This is a genomic window from Streptomyces sp. NPDC040622 (assembly GCF_055593965.1).
Window position 1 is genome coordinate 87,127 of sequence record NZ_JBVIXD010000003.1, and the last position, 13,140, is coordinate 100,266.

Genomic DNA, 13,140 nt, shown 5'->3' on the forward strand with positions numbered 1-13,140 from the left:
CCATACGGAGGGTGCGTACGAGACGTATGAAATGTGAGGGCATCAGTGGCCGAGCAGGAGGCCGAGGACCGTAAGCCTCAGTCGGACGAGGCCCGCAGCGCCTTCGTGCAGCCCAGCGGGGTGGTGGCGCAGCCACCGGCTCCTGAGGACGAGTCCCAGACGACGTCCGAGTTCGCCCTCCCCACGGGCTTCGCGACGCCGTCCTCGACGACCCAGGAGACCGAGAAGTCGGCGTTCACCACGCCGCACACCTACAGCTCCCGCAACGCCCCGCAGGCCTTCACGCCCGCGCAGGGCATCCCTCTGGTGAAGCTCACCAAGGAAGTGCCCTGGCAGGACCAGATGCGCACGATGCTGCGCATGCCGGTCGCCGAGCGGCCCGCGCCGGAGGCCGCGCAGAAGCAGGAGGACGAGACAGGGCCCGCCGTACCGCGCGTGCTCGACCTGACGCTGCGTATCGGCGAGCTGCTGCTCGCGGGCGGTGAGGGTGCCGAGGACGTCGAGGCGGCGATGTTCGCCGTCTGCCGCTCCTACGGCCTGGACCGCTGCGAGCCGAACGTCACGTTCACGCTCCTGTCGATCTCGCACCAGCCCTCCCTGGTGGACGACCCCGTCACGGCCTCCCGCACGGTGCGCCGCCGGGGCACCGACTACACCCGTCTGGCGGCCGTCTTCCACCTGGTGGACGACATCAGCGACCCGGACATCGACGTCTCCCTGGAGGAGGCCTACCGCCGTCTCGCGGGCATCCGGCGTAATCGTCACCCCTACCCCGGCTGGGCGCTCACGGCGGCCAGCGGGCTCCTCGCGGGCTCCGCCTCCGTGCTGGTCGGCGGTGGGGCGCTGGTCTTCGTGGTGGCCGCGGTCGGCGCGATGCTCGGCGACCGGCTCGCCTGGCTGTGCGCGGGGCGCGGGCTGCCGGAGTTCTACCAGTTCGTGGGCGCCGCGATGCCGCCCGCCCTGATGGGTGTGGCGCTCAGCTTCGTCCACACGGAGTCCTCGATGGCCTCCGCGGTCATCACCGGTGGGCTCTTCGCGCTGATCCCGGGGCGGGCCCTGGTGGCCGGTGTGCAGGACGGCCTGACCGGCTACTACATCACCGCCGCCGCACGTCTCCTGGAGGTCATGTACCTCATCGTGGGCATCGTCTGCGGTGTGCTGCTCGTGCTGTCGCTCGGCGTGATGCTGGACGCGACGAACCTGACGCCGGAGACGAAGTTCGGCGTGACCTCCTCGCGGCCGGTCATCCAGATCCTGGCGTCCATGGCGCTGAGCCTGGCGTTCGCGATCCTGCTCCAGCAGGAACGTCACACCGTGGCGATCGTGACCCTCAACGGCGGCATCGCATGGGTCATGTTCGGGGCTCTCGCGCAGACGCCGCTGGCGCTCTCCCCCGTCGCCGCGACGGCCCTAGCGGCAGGGCTCGTGGGGCTGTTCGGGCAGCTCTTCTCGCGCTACCGGTTCGCGTCCTCACTGCCCTATGTGACAGCTGCGATCGGCCCGCTGCTGCCCGGTAGCGCCACGTACTTCGGGCTGCTCGCTCTGGCGCAGAACGACCTGAACACAGGCATCAACTCGCTCACCAAGGCCGTCGCGACGGCTCTGGCCATCGCGATCGGCGTGAACCTGGGGAGCGAGGTCTCCCGGCTGATCCTGAAGGTGCCGGGCGCGGCCTCGGCGGCGACCCGCCGCGCGGCCAAGCGCACGCGCGGCTTCTAGCTTCCAGAGGCACCGGGCTCCAGAGGCACTGAGCTCCGGAGGCACCGGGACCGGCCCCGGTCCCGGCAGCGGGTCCCGGCGGGGTGGTCAGCGCTTGGCGTGGCGGCCGCGCTGCTGCGCCGGGGGCGTGCCCGGGGCGCTCTCCACGGCGACGGCCTTCTTGGACTTGCTGCGCGCCCGCAGGAACTCGATGGCGATCGGGACCACCGAGACGAGGACGATCAGGATCAGGATCGCCTCGATGTTCTTGTGCACGAACTCGATGTTGCCGAGCCAGGCGCCGAGCAGCGTGACGCCCGCGCCCCACATGACGCCGCCGATGATGTTGAACGTGATGAACGAGCGGTACCGCATGCCGGAGACGCCGGCGATGATCGGCGTGAACGTCCGCACGATCGGCACGAAGCGGGCCAGGACCAGCGACTTGGGGCCGTACTTCTCAAAGAAGTCGTGCGCCTTGACCACGTTCTCCTGCTTGAAGAGCTTGGAGTCCGGGCGGTTGAAGAGCGAGGGCCCGACCTTCTTGCCGAAGAGGTAGCCCGCCTGGTCGCCCAGGATCGCGGCGAGGCAGATCAGCACGCAGGCCAGCCAGAGCGGCGTGTCCAGCTTGTTCGTGGTGATCAGCAGGCCGGTGGTGAACAGCAGCGAGTCGCCCGGCAGGAAGAAGCCGATGAGCAGCCCCGACTCGGCGAAGACGATCAGCAGGAGGCCCCAGAGGCCGAACTGGTTCAGGAGGTAATCCGGATCCAGCCAGCTTGGTCCGAGCGCAAGCGTCGTCACGGTTCCGGGCTCCTGAGGGTGAGGGGGCGGTGCGGCCGCGGGTGCAGCCGCCCAAAGTTATCAACGCGGAGCCGTGCGGGCAGGTTCCACCATCGCTCTCCCGGCGGGCACCCCGCTCTTCTCAGGGTGCACTCCTCACCAACCAGGACAAAGCTGTGCGGCATGGGAATCGAAGATTTCGGCGGCGGCCTCCAGCCCGGCTCGGACGTCCTGGTCGTGACGACGAACGACGTGCCCGGCCACCGCGTGCAGCAGGTCATCGGGGAGGTCTTCGGCCTCACCGTGCGCTCCAGGCACCTGGGCAGCCAGATCGGCGCGGGCCTGAAGTCCATGATCGGCGGCGAGCTGAAGGGCCTCACCAAGACGCTCGTGGAGACCCGCAACCAGGCCATGGAGCGCCTCATGGAGCAGGCACGCGCGCGGGGCGCCAACGCCGTCCTGATGTTCCGCTTCGACGTGACGGAGGCGCTGGACGGGGCGGCCGAGGTGTGCGCGTACGGCACGGCGGTGGTCCTGGCCCCGGAATGAGCCGCTGGGCCCGCACATGTCGGGCCGGGCGGCGCACGGGGCCGGGACCACCGCTTCAGGAACGGGCGCGCGCCGCGTTCGCCAGGATCGCGTCCCGCAGGTACACCGCGAGGCCGGCCCTGATGGCCTCGTAGAAGGCCGTGAACCGCTCGTCCGAGACGTACATCTCACCGAGGCAGGTGTGCAGCTCGTGCGAGCACTCGTAGTGGTGCGCGCAGATGAAGCGGCGGTGCTCCTCCGCCGCGTCCATGGCCTGCTCGGAGCCGGCCGGGACGTCACGGGCCAGCAGGTCGCCCACGCGCGCGTGGACCGCCGCGAACTCCTCGTTGATCCGCTTCCAGTCGTCCTTGGTGTACGAGGCCGACCTGCGCTGCGACTCCCGGTAGGCCTCGGTGTCGCCCCAGCGCCGCTCGACCTCCTCGGCGTACTGGTCGGGGTCGTGGTCCCCGAAGACCTCGAACTTCTCCTCGGGCGTGAGGTTGATGCCCATCTTCTTCGCCTCCATGGCGGTCTCGACGGCGGCGGCCATCTTCTGGAGCCTCTCGATCCGGGCGGTCAGCAGGTCGTGCTGGCGGCGCAGGTGCGCGCGCGGGTCCGTGTCCGGGTCGTCCAGCAGGGCGGCCACCTCGTCGAGGGGGAAGCCGAGCTCCCGGTAGAACAGGATCTGCTGCAGCCGGTCCAGGTCGGCGTCGCTGTAGCGCCGGTGTCCCGCGCGGCTGCGCCCGCCGGGCGCGAGCAGGCCGATCTCGTCGTAGTGGTGCAGCGTGCGCACCGTCACTCCGGCGAAACCGGCGACCTGTCCCACGGAATAGCTCATGGCTTCCGCCCTCCTTCTTTCGGTACGCGCCTCAGCCTGCGTCCTCACGTCGCGTGAGGTGCAAGCCCGCATGCGTGTGCGGCTCGGCGCGGCCCGCCCGCAGGCCGCGGGGCGCCCTACTTGCTCAGCGCCGAGAACCTGCGCACCGCCAACGGCAGGAATACCCCCACCAGCACCACGGGCCAGAGCACCGCGAGGAGCCCCGCGTGTTCCGCGGCCCAGGAGGTGCGCACCGCGCCCGGGTCGTTGCCGAAGAGGTCGCGGACCGCGGTGGCCGTCGCCGACATCGGGTTCCACTCGACGGCGGTGCCCAGCCAGTCCGGCATGTTCTGCGGGACGGTGAAGGCGTTCGAGAAGAACCCGACCGGCCAGACGAGGATCTGCACGGCCGTCACCAGCTCGGGCCTGCCCGCGACCATCGCGAGGTGGATGCCGAGCCAGAGCATCGCGAACCGGAGCAGCAGGAGCAGTCCGAGCGCGCCGAGCGCGGCGCCGAACGAGCCGTGCCAGCGCCAGCCGATGGCGAGCCCGACGGCCACCATGATGAGCAGCGAGACGAAGGACTGGAGCATGTCGGCCACCGAACGCCCCACCAGGACGGCGCCGTTGGTCATCGGCATCGAGCGGAACCGGTCGATGACGCCCTTGTTGAGGTCCTCGGTGACCGCGACCATCGTCGCGTCCAGGCCGAAGGCCATGGTCAGCGCGAACATGCCGGGCACCAGGAACTCGGCGTAGTCCCCCGCGATGCCCTTGCCGCCGCCGATCAGGTAGTTGAACATCAGCAGCAGCATCACCGGGAAGGCGAGGCCGACCACGACCTGCACGGGTTGGCGCGCCCAGTGGGCCAGTTCGCGCCGCGTCATGGTCCAGGAATCCGTCACGGCCCAGGTCATCGGCGTACTCACACGGCCTCCTTCGTACGGCCCCGGGGCGCTTCGTCGGTGCGCCCGGTCAGGGTCAGGAACACCTCGTCCAGCGTGGGCCTGCGCAGGGCCACGTCCTCCGCCTCGATGCCGGCGTCCCGCAGGGCCCGTACGACGCCCGTGAGGGCCTCCATGCGGTCCGTGACGGGCGCGGAGGCCATCCGGCGGTCCGGGTCCACCGCGGCGCCCTCAGGCAGCAGCCCGGCCGCGCGTGCGAGGTCGGCCGCGTCCCGCACCACGACGTCGATCCGGTCGCCGCCCAGCCGGGCCTTGAGGTCGTCCGCCGTGCCCTCCGCGACGACCCGGCCCCCGTCGATCACCGACATCCGGTCGGCCAGCTGGTCGGCCTCCTCCAGGTACTGCGTGGTCAGCAGCACGGTGGTGCCGGCGCCGACCAGTGAGCGCACCGAGTCCCACACCTCTGCGCGGCCCCGCGGGTCCAGGCCCGTGGTGGGCTCGTCCAGGAACAGCACCTCGGGGTCCGTGATGAGGGAGGCCGCGAGGTCCAGGCGGCGCCGCATGCCGCCGCTGTACCGCCCGACCGCCTTGCGCCCGGTCTCCGCGAGGCCGAACCGCTCCAGGAGCTCGTCGGCCCGCACGCGCGCGTGGCGGGCGCCCAGGTGGTACAGCCGCCCGAACATGTCCAGGTTCTGCCGGCCGCTCAGCTCCTCGTCCACCGCGGCGTGCTGACCGAGCAGCCCGATGCGCCTGCGCACCTCGTCGGGCCTGCGCCGCACGTCGTGCCCCGCGACCTCCACGCGCCCCGCGTCGGCCCGCAGCAGGGTGGCGAGCACCCGTACCGCCGTGGTCTTGCCCGCGCCGTTCGGCCCGAGCACCCCGTGCACCGTGCCTCGGCCGACCCGCAGGTCGAGGCCGTCCAGTGCCTTCTTCTCCCCGTACGCCTTGTGCGCACCCTCGACGACGATCGCGTCCGCCATCCGGCTCCCTCCAGCCCAGAGTTCCCATCTAGTCAATTTTGACTAGGCGGGGAAAGGTATCCCCGGCTTTCCGATTCGTCAAACTTGATTAGCCGTGACTCTCGGTGCGCTGCTCGCCCGCCGCGTAGGGGTTCTCCTCGCCGTCGGCGAGGATGCCGACGAACGGCTCGCCCTCACCGGCGAAGGTGTAGGCGCCGCCCTCGATCCGCCCGATCAGGCCGCGCGCCCACTCGACGCCGCCGTCGGCCGTGTGCACCCAGTAGTTCATGATCTCGCCGATGTGGCCGAGCTGCCCGGGGCCTTCCGCGGGCGTGTAGTACTCCGTGACGGACCTGCGCCACTCCTCCATCGCGCGCACCCGCTCCCGCAACAGCGAGAGCGCCTCCTCGCGCGGCAGGTCGACGATGAAGCCCAGGGCGGACGTGAGCATGTCGGGCCGCTGGTCGTACGTGGCGAGGGCGTCGCGCAGGAGCGTCAAGTACTCCTCGGTGCCCTTCTCCGTGATCTCGTACTCCGTGCGCGGCGGCCCGCCCGCGGTGGACGGGGCGATCTCGTGCTCGTACAGGAATCCCTGCTTCGCCAGCTGCTTCAGGGCGTGGTAGATCGAGCCGGGCTTGGCGTTGGACCACTCGTGGGCGCCCCAGTACTCCAGGTCGTTGCGGACCTGATAGCCGTGGGCGCGGCCGTGCTGGCGCACGGCCCCCAGAACCAGCAGCCGGATCGCTGACATGCACCGCGCCCTTCCGTCGCCCCCGGTCATCAACTTTGACTAGGGTACGGGCCGTTCCGCCCCCGGGCCCGTCACCCCCAGGACTCGCCCCGCTCCAGCGCCACCAGCTCGAAGGCCGTCTTGCCGTCCAGGGACTCGCGGACGATGTCGGCGTGGCCCGCGTGCCGGCCGATCTCCTCCACCAGGTGCAGCATCAGCCAGCGCATCGACACCACGCCCTCCTTCGGGAACCACGGCGCATCGGGGAGCGGGAAGGTGTCGTCGAGGCTCGGGACGCCGCGCACGAACTCCTCGGTCTCGCGGGCCACCCCGTCCCAGAACGCGAGCATCCCCGCGACCGTCTCGCCCTCCACGAGGCGGAAGCTGTCGGCCCAGGTCTCCTGCGTGCGGGCCTTCTCGTTGGGCTTCTGCTGGGCCATGCGCAGCCAGTTCAGCTCCGTCTCGGCGACGTGCTTGACGAGGCCGCCCAGGGTCAGCTCACTGGCGCTCGGACGGGCGTTCGCCTGCTCGTCGCTCAGGCCGATGACCGAACGGCGCAGGCCGCCCCGCTGGGCCTCGACGAAGGCGATCAGGGCGCCGCGCTCGTCGCCGTGGGCTTCCGCGCTGACGTGGGTGACCATGGTGTCCGCCTCTCTTGGGCCCGCTCCCGCGGGCTGTCCGGCGGGCCGTCCCCGCCGGGCCTCTCCGACACCACAGACGCTACGGAGCCTTGCGGTCAGGTTCTGTCCGCAAGGCTCCGCCGAAGAATGCGGGGAGATCAGCGAGAGGGGTACCGATCAGAACGGGAAGCGCGACCTGCCGTGCTGCACGGAGATCCACTTCTGGGTGGTGAAGACGTCCACCGTCGCGTCGCCGTTCAGCCGGCCGATGCCCGAGTGCTTCTCGCCGCCGAACGGCACGATCGGCTCGTCGTGCACCGTGCCGTCGTTGATGTGGATCATCCCGGTGTCGATGCGCTTGGCGAGCCGTACGCCGCGCCCGACGTCGCCGGTGTGCAGGGCACCGCTCAGGCCGTAGGGCGTGTCGTTGGCGATGCGTACGGCCTCTTCCTCGCCGTCGAAGGGCAGCACGATCGCCACCGGGCCGAAGACCTCCTGGCGCAGCACCGGGGAGTCGGCCGGCAGGTCCGTCAGGACCGAGGGGGCCACCAGGTTGCCGTCCGTGCGCCCGTGCAGCAGCGCCGTCGCCCCCGCGGCGACCGTCTGCTCCACGAGGGTCGAAACGGCCTCCGCCTGCGAGGAGTTGATGAGCGGGCCGATGTGGGTGGCCGGGTCGGCGGGGTCGCCCACCTTCAGCGTCGCGACCTTGGCGACGAACTTCTCGGTGAACTCCGCCAGCACGGAACGGTCCACGAGGATGCGGTTGGCGGCCATGCAGACCTGGCCCTGGTGCACGAAGCGGCTGAAGACGGCCGCGTCCACCGCGTAGTCGATGTCGGCGTCGTCCAGGACGATCAGGGCGCTGTTGCCGCCCAGTTCGAGGATCGAGCGCTTGAAGTTCGCCGCGCAGACCGTGGCGACGTGCCGGCCGACCGCGTCCGAGCCGGTGAAGGAGATGACGCTCGGCACCGGGTGCTCGATGAGCGCGTCGCCGATCTCGGCGATGTCCGTGATGACGACGTTCAAAAGGCCGCCCGGCAGGCCGGCGTCCTCGAAGACCTTGGCGACCAGGCTGCCGCCGAGGACGGGGGCGTTCTGGTGGGGCTTGAGGACCACGCCGTTGCCCAGGGCGAGCGCCGGGGCGACCGACTTGATCGACAGCAGGAAGGGGAAGTTGAAGGGGCTGATGACGCCGACCACGCCCACCGGGACGCGGTACAGGCGGTTCTCCTTGCCGTCGTCCGGCGACGGCAGGATCCGGCCCTCCGGGCTCAGCGCGAGATGGACCGCCTCGCGCAGGAACTCCTTGGTGAGGTGGATCTCGAAGGCGGCCTTGAGCCGGGTGCCGCCCAGCTCGGCGATGATCGCCTCGGTTATCTCTTCCTCGCGGTCCTCGACGATCCGCAGCGCGCGCTCGAACACCGCGCGCCGGGCGTAGGGGCTGGTCGCGGCCCAGTCCGTCTGCGCACGCTCGGCGGCACGGTAGGCCTGGTCGACCTCGTCGGCCGTCGCGACCGTGATGGACGCCAGCTTCTCCCCGTCGTACGGATTGAAGTCGATGATGTCCCAGGAGCCCGACCCGGCCTTCCACTCCCCGTCGATGTACTGGTGAGCCAGGTCAGCGAAAAAGGACATGAGACGGACCCCTTGCCGCGGCAGCAGACGGCCGCAAACGGAAGCAGACACCTGATCTCACGTCATAGTACTTATGTTTCAGGTGAGTTGGAGTAGACCACGCAGAAGATCCCGGCTTCCGACCGGATCGGGGCTGTCCTTGTGCAACTGGGCCACCACGCGCTCGTACTGGGCGACTTCCTCGGCCTTGTCGAGGTAGAGCGCGCCGGTGAGCTGCTCCACGTACACGACGTCGGAGAGGTCGGACTCCGGGAAGCTCAGCATGGTGAAGGCGCCGCTCTCGCCCGCGTGCCCGCCGAAGCTGAACGGCATGACCTGGAGGGTGACGTTCGGCCGCTCGGAGATCTCGATGAGATGTTGGAGCTGACCCCTCATCACTTCCCGGTCGCCGTAAGGGCGTCGCAGCGCCGCCTCGTCCAGGACGCAGTGGAAGCGGGGCGCGTGCTCGGAGATGAGGAGCTTCTGGCGCTCCAGGCGCAGCGCGACGCGGCGCTCGATCTCGGCCTTGCTCGCGCCCTTCATGCCGCGCGCCACGACGGCGTGGGCGTACGCCTCGGTCTGCAACAGGCCGTTGACGAACTGGACTTCGTAGACGCGGATGAGCGAGGCCGCGCCCTCCAGGCCGATGTAGGTCTGGAACCAGCCCGGCAGGACGTCCGAGTAACTGTGCCACCAGCCCGTGAGGTTGGCCTCCTTCGCCAGCGAGAGGAGTGCGCCGCGCTCGGTCTCATCCGTGACCCCGTAGAGCGTCAGGAGGTCTTCGACGTCCCTGGACTTGAAGCTCACCCGTCCCAACTCCATGCGGCTGATCTTCGATTCGGATGCGCGGATCGAGTACCCGGCCGCTTCGCGGGTGATGCCTCGGGACTCCCTGAGCCGCCTCAGCTGCGAGCCCAAAAGGATGCGCCGTACCACCGAGCCGCTCGACTCGCCTGCGGTCACTTCGCTCAATCCTCCCCATCGACTGGAAGCCAGCAGTCTGCCATTAAACGCTCCGGGCCGTACACGTCCGGTTACAGAAACGGAAAGCCTTCGAAAGCGCCCCACAAGAAGTCGTAGGAAGAAATGGGCAAGAAGCGGCACGGGAGCGCCCAAGTCCGGCGCGTGCACGTGCATCTGCCCTTGCATCTGCTGTACGCATTCGGAACCATGGTCCGCGCGCCACCGCTGCACCGACCGCACCATCGGCGACCGACCGCGCCACCGCTCCATCGCTATGACCGCGAAACCGGGGAGTGCCTCGCATGGGGACGAATGGATCGACCATGCTCGAGCCGTTACGGCAGGGGCTACCCCCGATCGACCCCTCGGCAGTCTCCGACGCGGCATCCGTCGCCCTCCCCGCCCGCTACGAAGCGGTGGGCAGCGCACGGCAGTTCACCCGGAACACGCTCGGCCAGTGGGGCATGGAGGAGAGATTCGACGACATCGCGCTCGTCGTCTCCGAACTCGTCACCAACGCGCTGCGTCACGCGCTGCCCGCGGACACGCCGCGCGACCGCCAGGAGCCGCCGGTGCGGCTGCACCTGATGCGCTGGGCGTCCCGTCTGGTGTGCGCGGTGCGCGACCCCAGCGACGACAGCCCGGTCACCCGCGAAACCGACGACGACTTCTCGGCGGAGTCGGGCAGAGGCCTGTTCCTCGTCGACTCCTTCAGCGACAGCTGGGGGTGGCACCCGCTCGCCGGCGCGCTGCGGGGCAAGGTCGTGTGGGCGCTGTTCCGGCTGGGGTGAGGCGGGGCTTGTGTGGCGGGGCCTGTGTGGCGGGGTTTGTGAGCCGGGGCCTGTGAGGTGGGACTTGTGAGCCAGGGCTTGCGAGGCGGGCTGGTGGGGCGGGGTTTGTGTGGCGCGGCCGGGTCAGGGGTCGCGCGGGCCAGCTTCGCCTGGGGTGAGTCTGCGCGCGGGCGAGCTTTGCCGGGGTGAGTCTGCGCGCGGGCCAGCTTCGCCCGGGGTGAGTCTTCGCGCGGGCTGCGGTGCGGCGGCCGTCGGCGTGTGCGAGGGCGGTGGCTATCCGCCCACCAAGTGGTCGAACTCCCCGTCCTTCATCCCCAGCAGCATCGCCTCGATCTCCGCCCGCGTGTAGACGAGCGCCGGGCCCTCGGGAAACCGCGAGTTGCGTACGGCGACATCGCCGCCCGGCAGCTTCGCGAACTCCACGCACGAGCCCTGCGAGTTGCTGTGCCTGCTCTTCTGCCAGACCACACCGTGAAGCTCCGTGGCCGCCATGCCGTTAAACGCGTGGTGCACAGGTCGCTCCCCGGTCGTGCAGTGCCAAGTGTGGCCTTAGATGCAGTGGTCAACTGTCCCGGATCATAGCTGTGTTCACATGCGGATGCATGGGCAGATGCACGTGCACGCGCGGTGTTCCCTTGGTTACAGGCTTGTCAGCACCCGTGCCCGTAGCCGCCAAGAGCCGTACGTGGGCCGGTCAGAGACCGCGCGGCGGTCCGGCCGGAATCCGACCCACAGGCCCGTCGGCGCCTGCCCGCGCCTGCCCCAAAGTCCGTATGACATGCGAACACCGACCCCCGTCCATGATCTTCCGTGCCGTCGTCCGCGCCGGACCGTCCGGATCGAAACCCTCGTGTACCAGGAAGAGACGCGTACCGCGCCCCAGGTGTTCCCTCGTCCATGTGATCGTCCGGTCGGCAAAGTTGGCCGGATCGGGGTCGCCGGGTGCGCGGGTGCGGGTGCGCGGTTGCGCGGGTGCGCGGGCCATACGACGGGACCGGCCTCCCGCGGCACCTTGCGGTGCTTCGGGAGGCCGGGTTCGGGGGGGCGGGTTCGGGGGGCCGGGTTCGAGGGCCCCGACTCGGGGGCGGCGAGGTCTCGGTCAGCGGGGTGGGAGAGGGCCGGACCGCCGCGCCGCCGTCAGCGCTTGCCGAAGCGGCGTTCGAAGCGCTCTACGCGGCCTGCGGTGTCCATCACGCGGGCCGTCCCCGTGTAGAAGGGGTGGCTCGCGGACGACACCTCGACGTCGATGACGGGGTACGTACGGCCGTCCTCCCACTCGACCGTCTTGCCGCTGGTCGCGGTGGAGCGGGTGAGGAAGGCGAAGCCCGCGGCCTTGTCGCGGTAGACGACGGGACCGTACGGCGGGTGGATGTCGTTGCGCATGGTCAGCGCTCCTCTCGGAAGTCGACGTGGCGCCCGGCCGCGGGGTCGTACTTGCGCAGCGTGAGGCGGTCGGGGTCGTTGCGGCGGTTCTTGCGGGTCACGTACGTGTGGCCCGTGCCGGCGGTGGACCGGAGCTTGATGACGGGGCGGAGTTCGTTGCGAGCCATGTGGTCAGTATATGGAAATGACTCCCATGTTCAATAGGGAGTGCCGTTCGTCGACCGAGATGTGCGTCACCTTGTCCGCCCACCGGCGGGTTTCCGTCGCTTCGACCCCGACGTCCGGCGCAGGCGGTACTGGCTGCCGGGCGAGGGGCGGTACGTGCGGTTGCGGCTCAGCGCGAAAGGGGTCAGGGCCCGGTACGCCGTGCGGCGGGCCGAACTGATGGCAGCCGTTCGCCGGCCCGGCACTCCTGACGTCGAACGGCTTGCCCTGCTGCGGGAGTTGGCTTGGAGGCCGCGCGAAGCCAGCGCGACGCGAGTTACGCAATCGGGACGGCGTCGACGGGCGTCCGCGCGGATACGGGGGGTCGGGCTGTCGAGGGTGTAGTTGCGTGAGCAAGTCCCCCTGGTAGCTTGGCGCGCGATTTGACCGGGGCAGGGCACCGGCAACGCCAGGCTTTCTAGGGGGACTTCAAGTGCGTACGTACGTCCGTCGTATCCGTCACGTCCGTAGTGTCCGTCGTGTTCCGCGTCTGCGGGCCGGAGCCGCCGTGGTGGGGCTCGCGGCGGTGCTCGCGCTCGCCGGGTGCAGCAGTGACGACGGTGACGGTGGGAGCGGGGGTGGGAGCGGGGGTGGGGGCGGTGGCGGTGGCGGCAAGAAGGACCGTGGGGTCGCCGGTTCCGGTGGCTCCGACGCGTCGGATTCGGGCGGTTCGAACGGAGGATCCAGTGCGAAGGGCGGCAGCTTGGAAGGTACGTGGGTCGCTACGGCCGACGGGAAGCCGCTCGCTCTCGCCATCACCGGGACGACGGCCACGCTGCTCGGCGAGGACGTGCTCTGCAACGGCACCGCGGGCGGCAAGGCGGGCTCGCGGATGCTCGACCTGACGTGCCCGAAGGGGAACTCGGACCGTACGACGGGGCGGGTCGAGTCCGTGGACGGCAAGTCGATGAAGGTCGCCTGGGAGGGGGCCGGTCAGGACGAGTTCTTGAAGACGGAGGGCGGGAAGCTGCCCGAGGGGATGCCGACGGCGGGGATGCCGCAGTCCTGAGCTTGGGGGCGTCCGGCGGGTCGTCTTGGGCCGGGGCGCCTTTTGTTCGGCTGTGGGGGCGGGGTCGCGGGGGTATGTACGTACTCGCTATCCCTGCGCCACGCCTCAAGAACAAAGACGCCACAGCCCGCTCAGTGCT

15 protein-coding genes and 2 pseudogenes are annotated in these 13,140 nt (G+C 70.1%); 6 read left to right on the forward strand and 11 right to left on the reverse strand.

Features of this window, described 5'->3' with window-relative positions; translation table 11 throughout:
* Positions 1 to 45: 45 nt before the first annotated feature.
* Positions 46 to 1,719, forward strand: a complete 1,674-nt coding sequence (locus ACZ592_RS08775; protein ID WP_471580813.1) for a threonine/serine exporter family protein — start codon at positions 46 to 48, stop codon at positions 1,717 to 1,719.
* A gap of 87 nt (positions 1,720 to 1,806) precedes the next feature.
* On the opposite strand, the gene ACZ592_RS08780 is transcribed toward ACZ592_RS08775, so the two are convergent.
* The gene (locus ACZ592_RS08780; RefSeq protein WP_471580814.1) at positions 1,807 to 2,499 is read right to left on the reverse strand and encodes a DedA family protein; all 693 of its coding nucleotides are present in this window, start codon (positions 2,497 to 2,499) and stop codon (positions 1,807 to 1,809) included.
* A 162-nt stretch (positions 2,500 to 2,661) separates the two neighbouring features.
* On the opposite strand from ACZ592_RS08780, the gene ACZ592_RS08785 reads away from it, so the two are divergent.
* Positions 2,662 to 3,027, forward strand: coding sequence for a YbjQ family protein (locus tag ACZ592_RS08785; protein WP_471580815.1), 366 nt, complete (start codon positions 2,662 to 2,664; stop codon positions 3,025 to 3,027).
* 55 nt (positions 3,028 to 3,082) lie between these two features.
* On the opposite strand, the gene ACZ592_RS08790 is transcribed toward ACZ592_RS08785, so the two are convergent.
* The 7 genes from ACZ592_RS08790 to ACZ592_RS08820 all read right to left on the reverse strand — a co-directional run bounded on the left by ACZ592_RS08790 (position 3,083) and on the right by ACZ592_RS08820 (position 9,614).
* Positions 3,083 to 3,844 (reverse strand): MerR family transcriptional regulator, encoded by a 762-nt coding sequence (locus tag ACZ592_RS08790; RefSeq protein WP_471580816.1) that lies wholly within the window; start codon positions 3,842 to 3,844, stop codon positions 3,083 to 3,085.
* Between the two features lie 116 nt (positions 3,845 to 3,960).
* Positions 3,961 to 4,740, reverse strand: a complete 780-nt coding sequence (locus ACZ592_RS08795; protein ID WP_471581397.1) for an ABC transporter permease — start codon at positions 4,738 to 4,740, stop codon at positions 3,961 to 3,963.
* An 8-nt stretch (positions 4,741 to 4,748) separates the two neighbouring features.
* A complete protein-coding gene (locus ACZ592_RS08800; protein WP_471580817.1) occupies positions 4,749 to 5,708 on the reverse strand; it encodes an ATP-binding cassette domain-containing protein in 960 nt (319 codons plus the stop codon).
* Positions 5,709 to 5,796: 88 nt separating this feature from the next.
* Entirely contained in the window at positions 5,797 to 6,438 is a 642-nt protein-coding gene (locus ACZ592_RS08805; RefSeq protein ID WP_471580818.1) for a PadR family transcriptional regulator, read from the reverse strand.
* Between the two features lie 71 nt (positions 6,439 to 6,509).
* Positions 6,510 to 7,058 (reverse strand): DinB family protein, encoded by a 549-nt coding sequence (locus tag ACZ592_RS08810; RefSeq protein ID WP_471580819.1) that lies wholly within the window; start codon positions 7,056 to 7,058, stop codon positions 6,510 to 6,512.
* Between the two features lie 156 nt (positions 7,059 to 7,214).
* Positions 7,215 to 8,672, reverse strand: a complete 1,458-nt coding sequence (locus ACZ592_RS08815) for an aldehyde dehydrogenase family protein (RefSeq protein ID WP_471580820.1) — start codon at positions 8,670 to 8,672, stop codon at positions 7,215 to 7,217.
* A gap of 78 nt (positions 8,673 to 8,750) precedes the next feature.
* Positions 8,751 to 9,614, reverse strand: a complete 864-nt coding sequence (locus ACZ592_RS08820) for a helix-turn-helix domain-containing protein (protein ID WP_471580821.1) — start codon at positions 9,612 to 9,614, stop codon at positions 8,751 to 8,753.
* A gap of 302 nt (positions 9,615 to 9,916) precedes the next feature.
* On the opposite strand from ACZ592_RS08820, the gene ACZ592_RS08825 reads away from it, so the two are divergent.
* Positions 9,917 to 10,405: an ATP-binding protein gene (locus tag ACZ592_RS08825; protein ID WP_471580822.1), complete on the forward strand. Its 489-nt coding sequence runs from the start codon at positions 9,917 to 9,919 to the stop codon at positions 10,403 to 10,405.
* A 273-nt stretch (positions 10,406 to 10,678) separates the two neighbouring features.
* Here ACZ592_RS08825 and ACZ592_RS08830 read toward each other — a convergent pair whose 3' ends face one another.
* The 3 genes from ACZ592_RS08830 to rpmG all read right to left on the reverse strand — a co-directional run bounded on the left by ACZ592_RS08830 (position 10,679) and on the right by rpmG (position 11,955).
* Positions 10,679 to 10,918 (reverse strand): DUF397 domain-containing protein, encoded by a 240-nt coding sequence (locus ACZ592_RS08830; RefSeq protein ID WP_471580823.1) that lies wholly within the window; start codon positions 10,916 to 10,918, stop codon positions 10,679 to 10,681.
* 624 nt (positions 10,919 to 11,542) lie between these two features.
* Complete coding sequence (locus ACZ592_RS08835; RefSeq protein WP_471580824.1) at positions 11,543 to 11,788, reverse strand: type B 50S ribosomal protein L31; 246 nt, start codon at positions 11,786 to 11,788, stop codon at positions 11,543 to 11,545.
* Positions 11,789 to 11,790: 2 nt separating this feature from the next.
* Positions 11,791 to 11,955, reverse strand: a complete 165-nt coding sequence (gene rpmG, locus ACZ592_RS08840; protein WP_471580825.1) for a 50S ribosomal protein L33 — start codon at positions 11,953 to 11,955, stop codon at positions 11,791 to 11,793.
* 94 nt (positions 11,956 to 12,049) lie between these two features.
* Between rpmG and ACZ592_RS08845 the strand changes: the two are divergent.
* From ACZ592_RS08845 to ACZ592_RS08855, 3 genes and pseudogenes are all read left to right on the forward strand, one after another.
* Positions 12,050 to 12,140, forward strand: a pseudogene (locus tag ACZ592_RS08845) (L28 family ribosomal protein); the annotation flags it as partial.
* Positions 12,116 to 12,311: pseudogene (locus ACZ592_RS08850) on the forward strand (uS14 family ribosomal protein); the annotation flags it as partial. The pseudogenes ACZ592_RS08845 and ACZ592_RS08850, both read left to right, overlap by 25 nt.
* Positions 12,312 to 12,695: 384 nt before the next feature.
* Complete coding sequence (locus ACZ592_RS08855) at positions 12,696 to 13,001, forward strand: hypothetical protein (RefSeq protein ID WP_471580826.1); 306 nt, start codon at positions 12,696 to 12,698, stop codon at positions 12,999 to 13,001.
* Positions 13,002 to 13,140: the final 139 nt, after the last annotated feature.

Excerpts from the sequence above, each read along its gene's own strand:
- ACZ592_RS08795 (WP_471581397.1), bottom strand. The coding sequence starts at position 4,740 with ATGACCTGGGCCGTGACGGATTCCTGGACCATGACGCGGCGCGAACTG.
- ACZ592_RS08815 (WP_471580820.1), bottom strand. The coding sequence starts at position 8,672 with ATGTCCTTTTTCGCTGACCTGGCTCACCAGTACATCGACGGGGAGTGG.
- ACZ592_RS08785 (WP_471580815.1), top strand. The coding sequence starts at position 2,662 with ATGGGAATCGAAGATTTCGGCGGCGGCCTCCAGCCCGGCTCGGACGTC.
- rpmG (WP_471580825.1), bottom strand. The coding sequence starts at position 11,955 with ATGGCTCGCAACGAACTCCGCCCCGTCATCAAGCTCCGGTCCACCGCC.
- ACZ592_RS08805 (WP_471580818.1), bottom strand. The coding sequence starts at position 6,438 with ATGTCAGCGATCCGGCTGCTGGTTCTGGGGGCCGTGCGCCAGCACGGC.
- ACZ592_RS08800 (WP_471580817.1), bottom strand. The coding sequence starts at position 5,708 with ATGGCGGACGCGATCGTCGTCGAGGGTGCGCACAAGGCGTACGGGGAG.
- ACZ592_RS08790 (WP_471580816.1), bottom strand. The coding sequence starts at position 3,844 with ATGAGCTATTCCGTGGGACAGGTCGCCGGTTTCGCCGGAGTGACGGTG.
- ACZ592_RS08825 (WP_471580822.1), top strand. The coding sequence starts at position 9,917 with ATGGGGACGAATGGATCGACCATGCTCGAGCCGTTACGGCAGGGGCTA.
- ACZ592_RS08810 (WP_471580819.1), bottom strand. The coding sequence starts at position 7,058 with ATGGTCACCCACGTCAGCGCGGAAGCCCACGGCGACGAGCGCGGCGCC.
- ACZ592_RS08835 (WP_471580824.1), bottom strand. The coding sequence starts at position 11,788 with ATGCGCAACGACATCCACCCGCCGTACGGTCCCGTCGTCTACCGCGAC.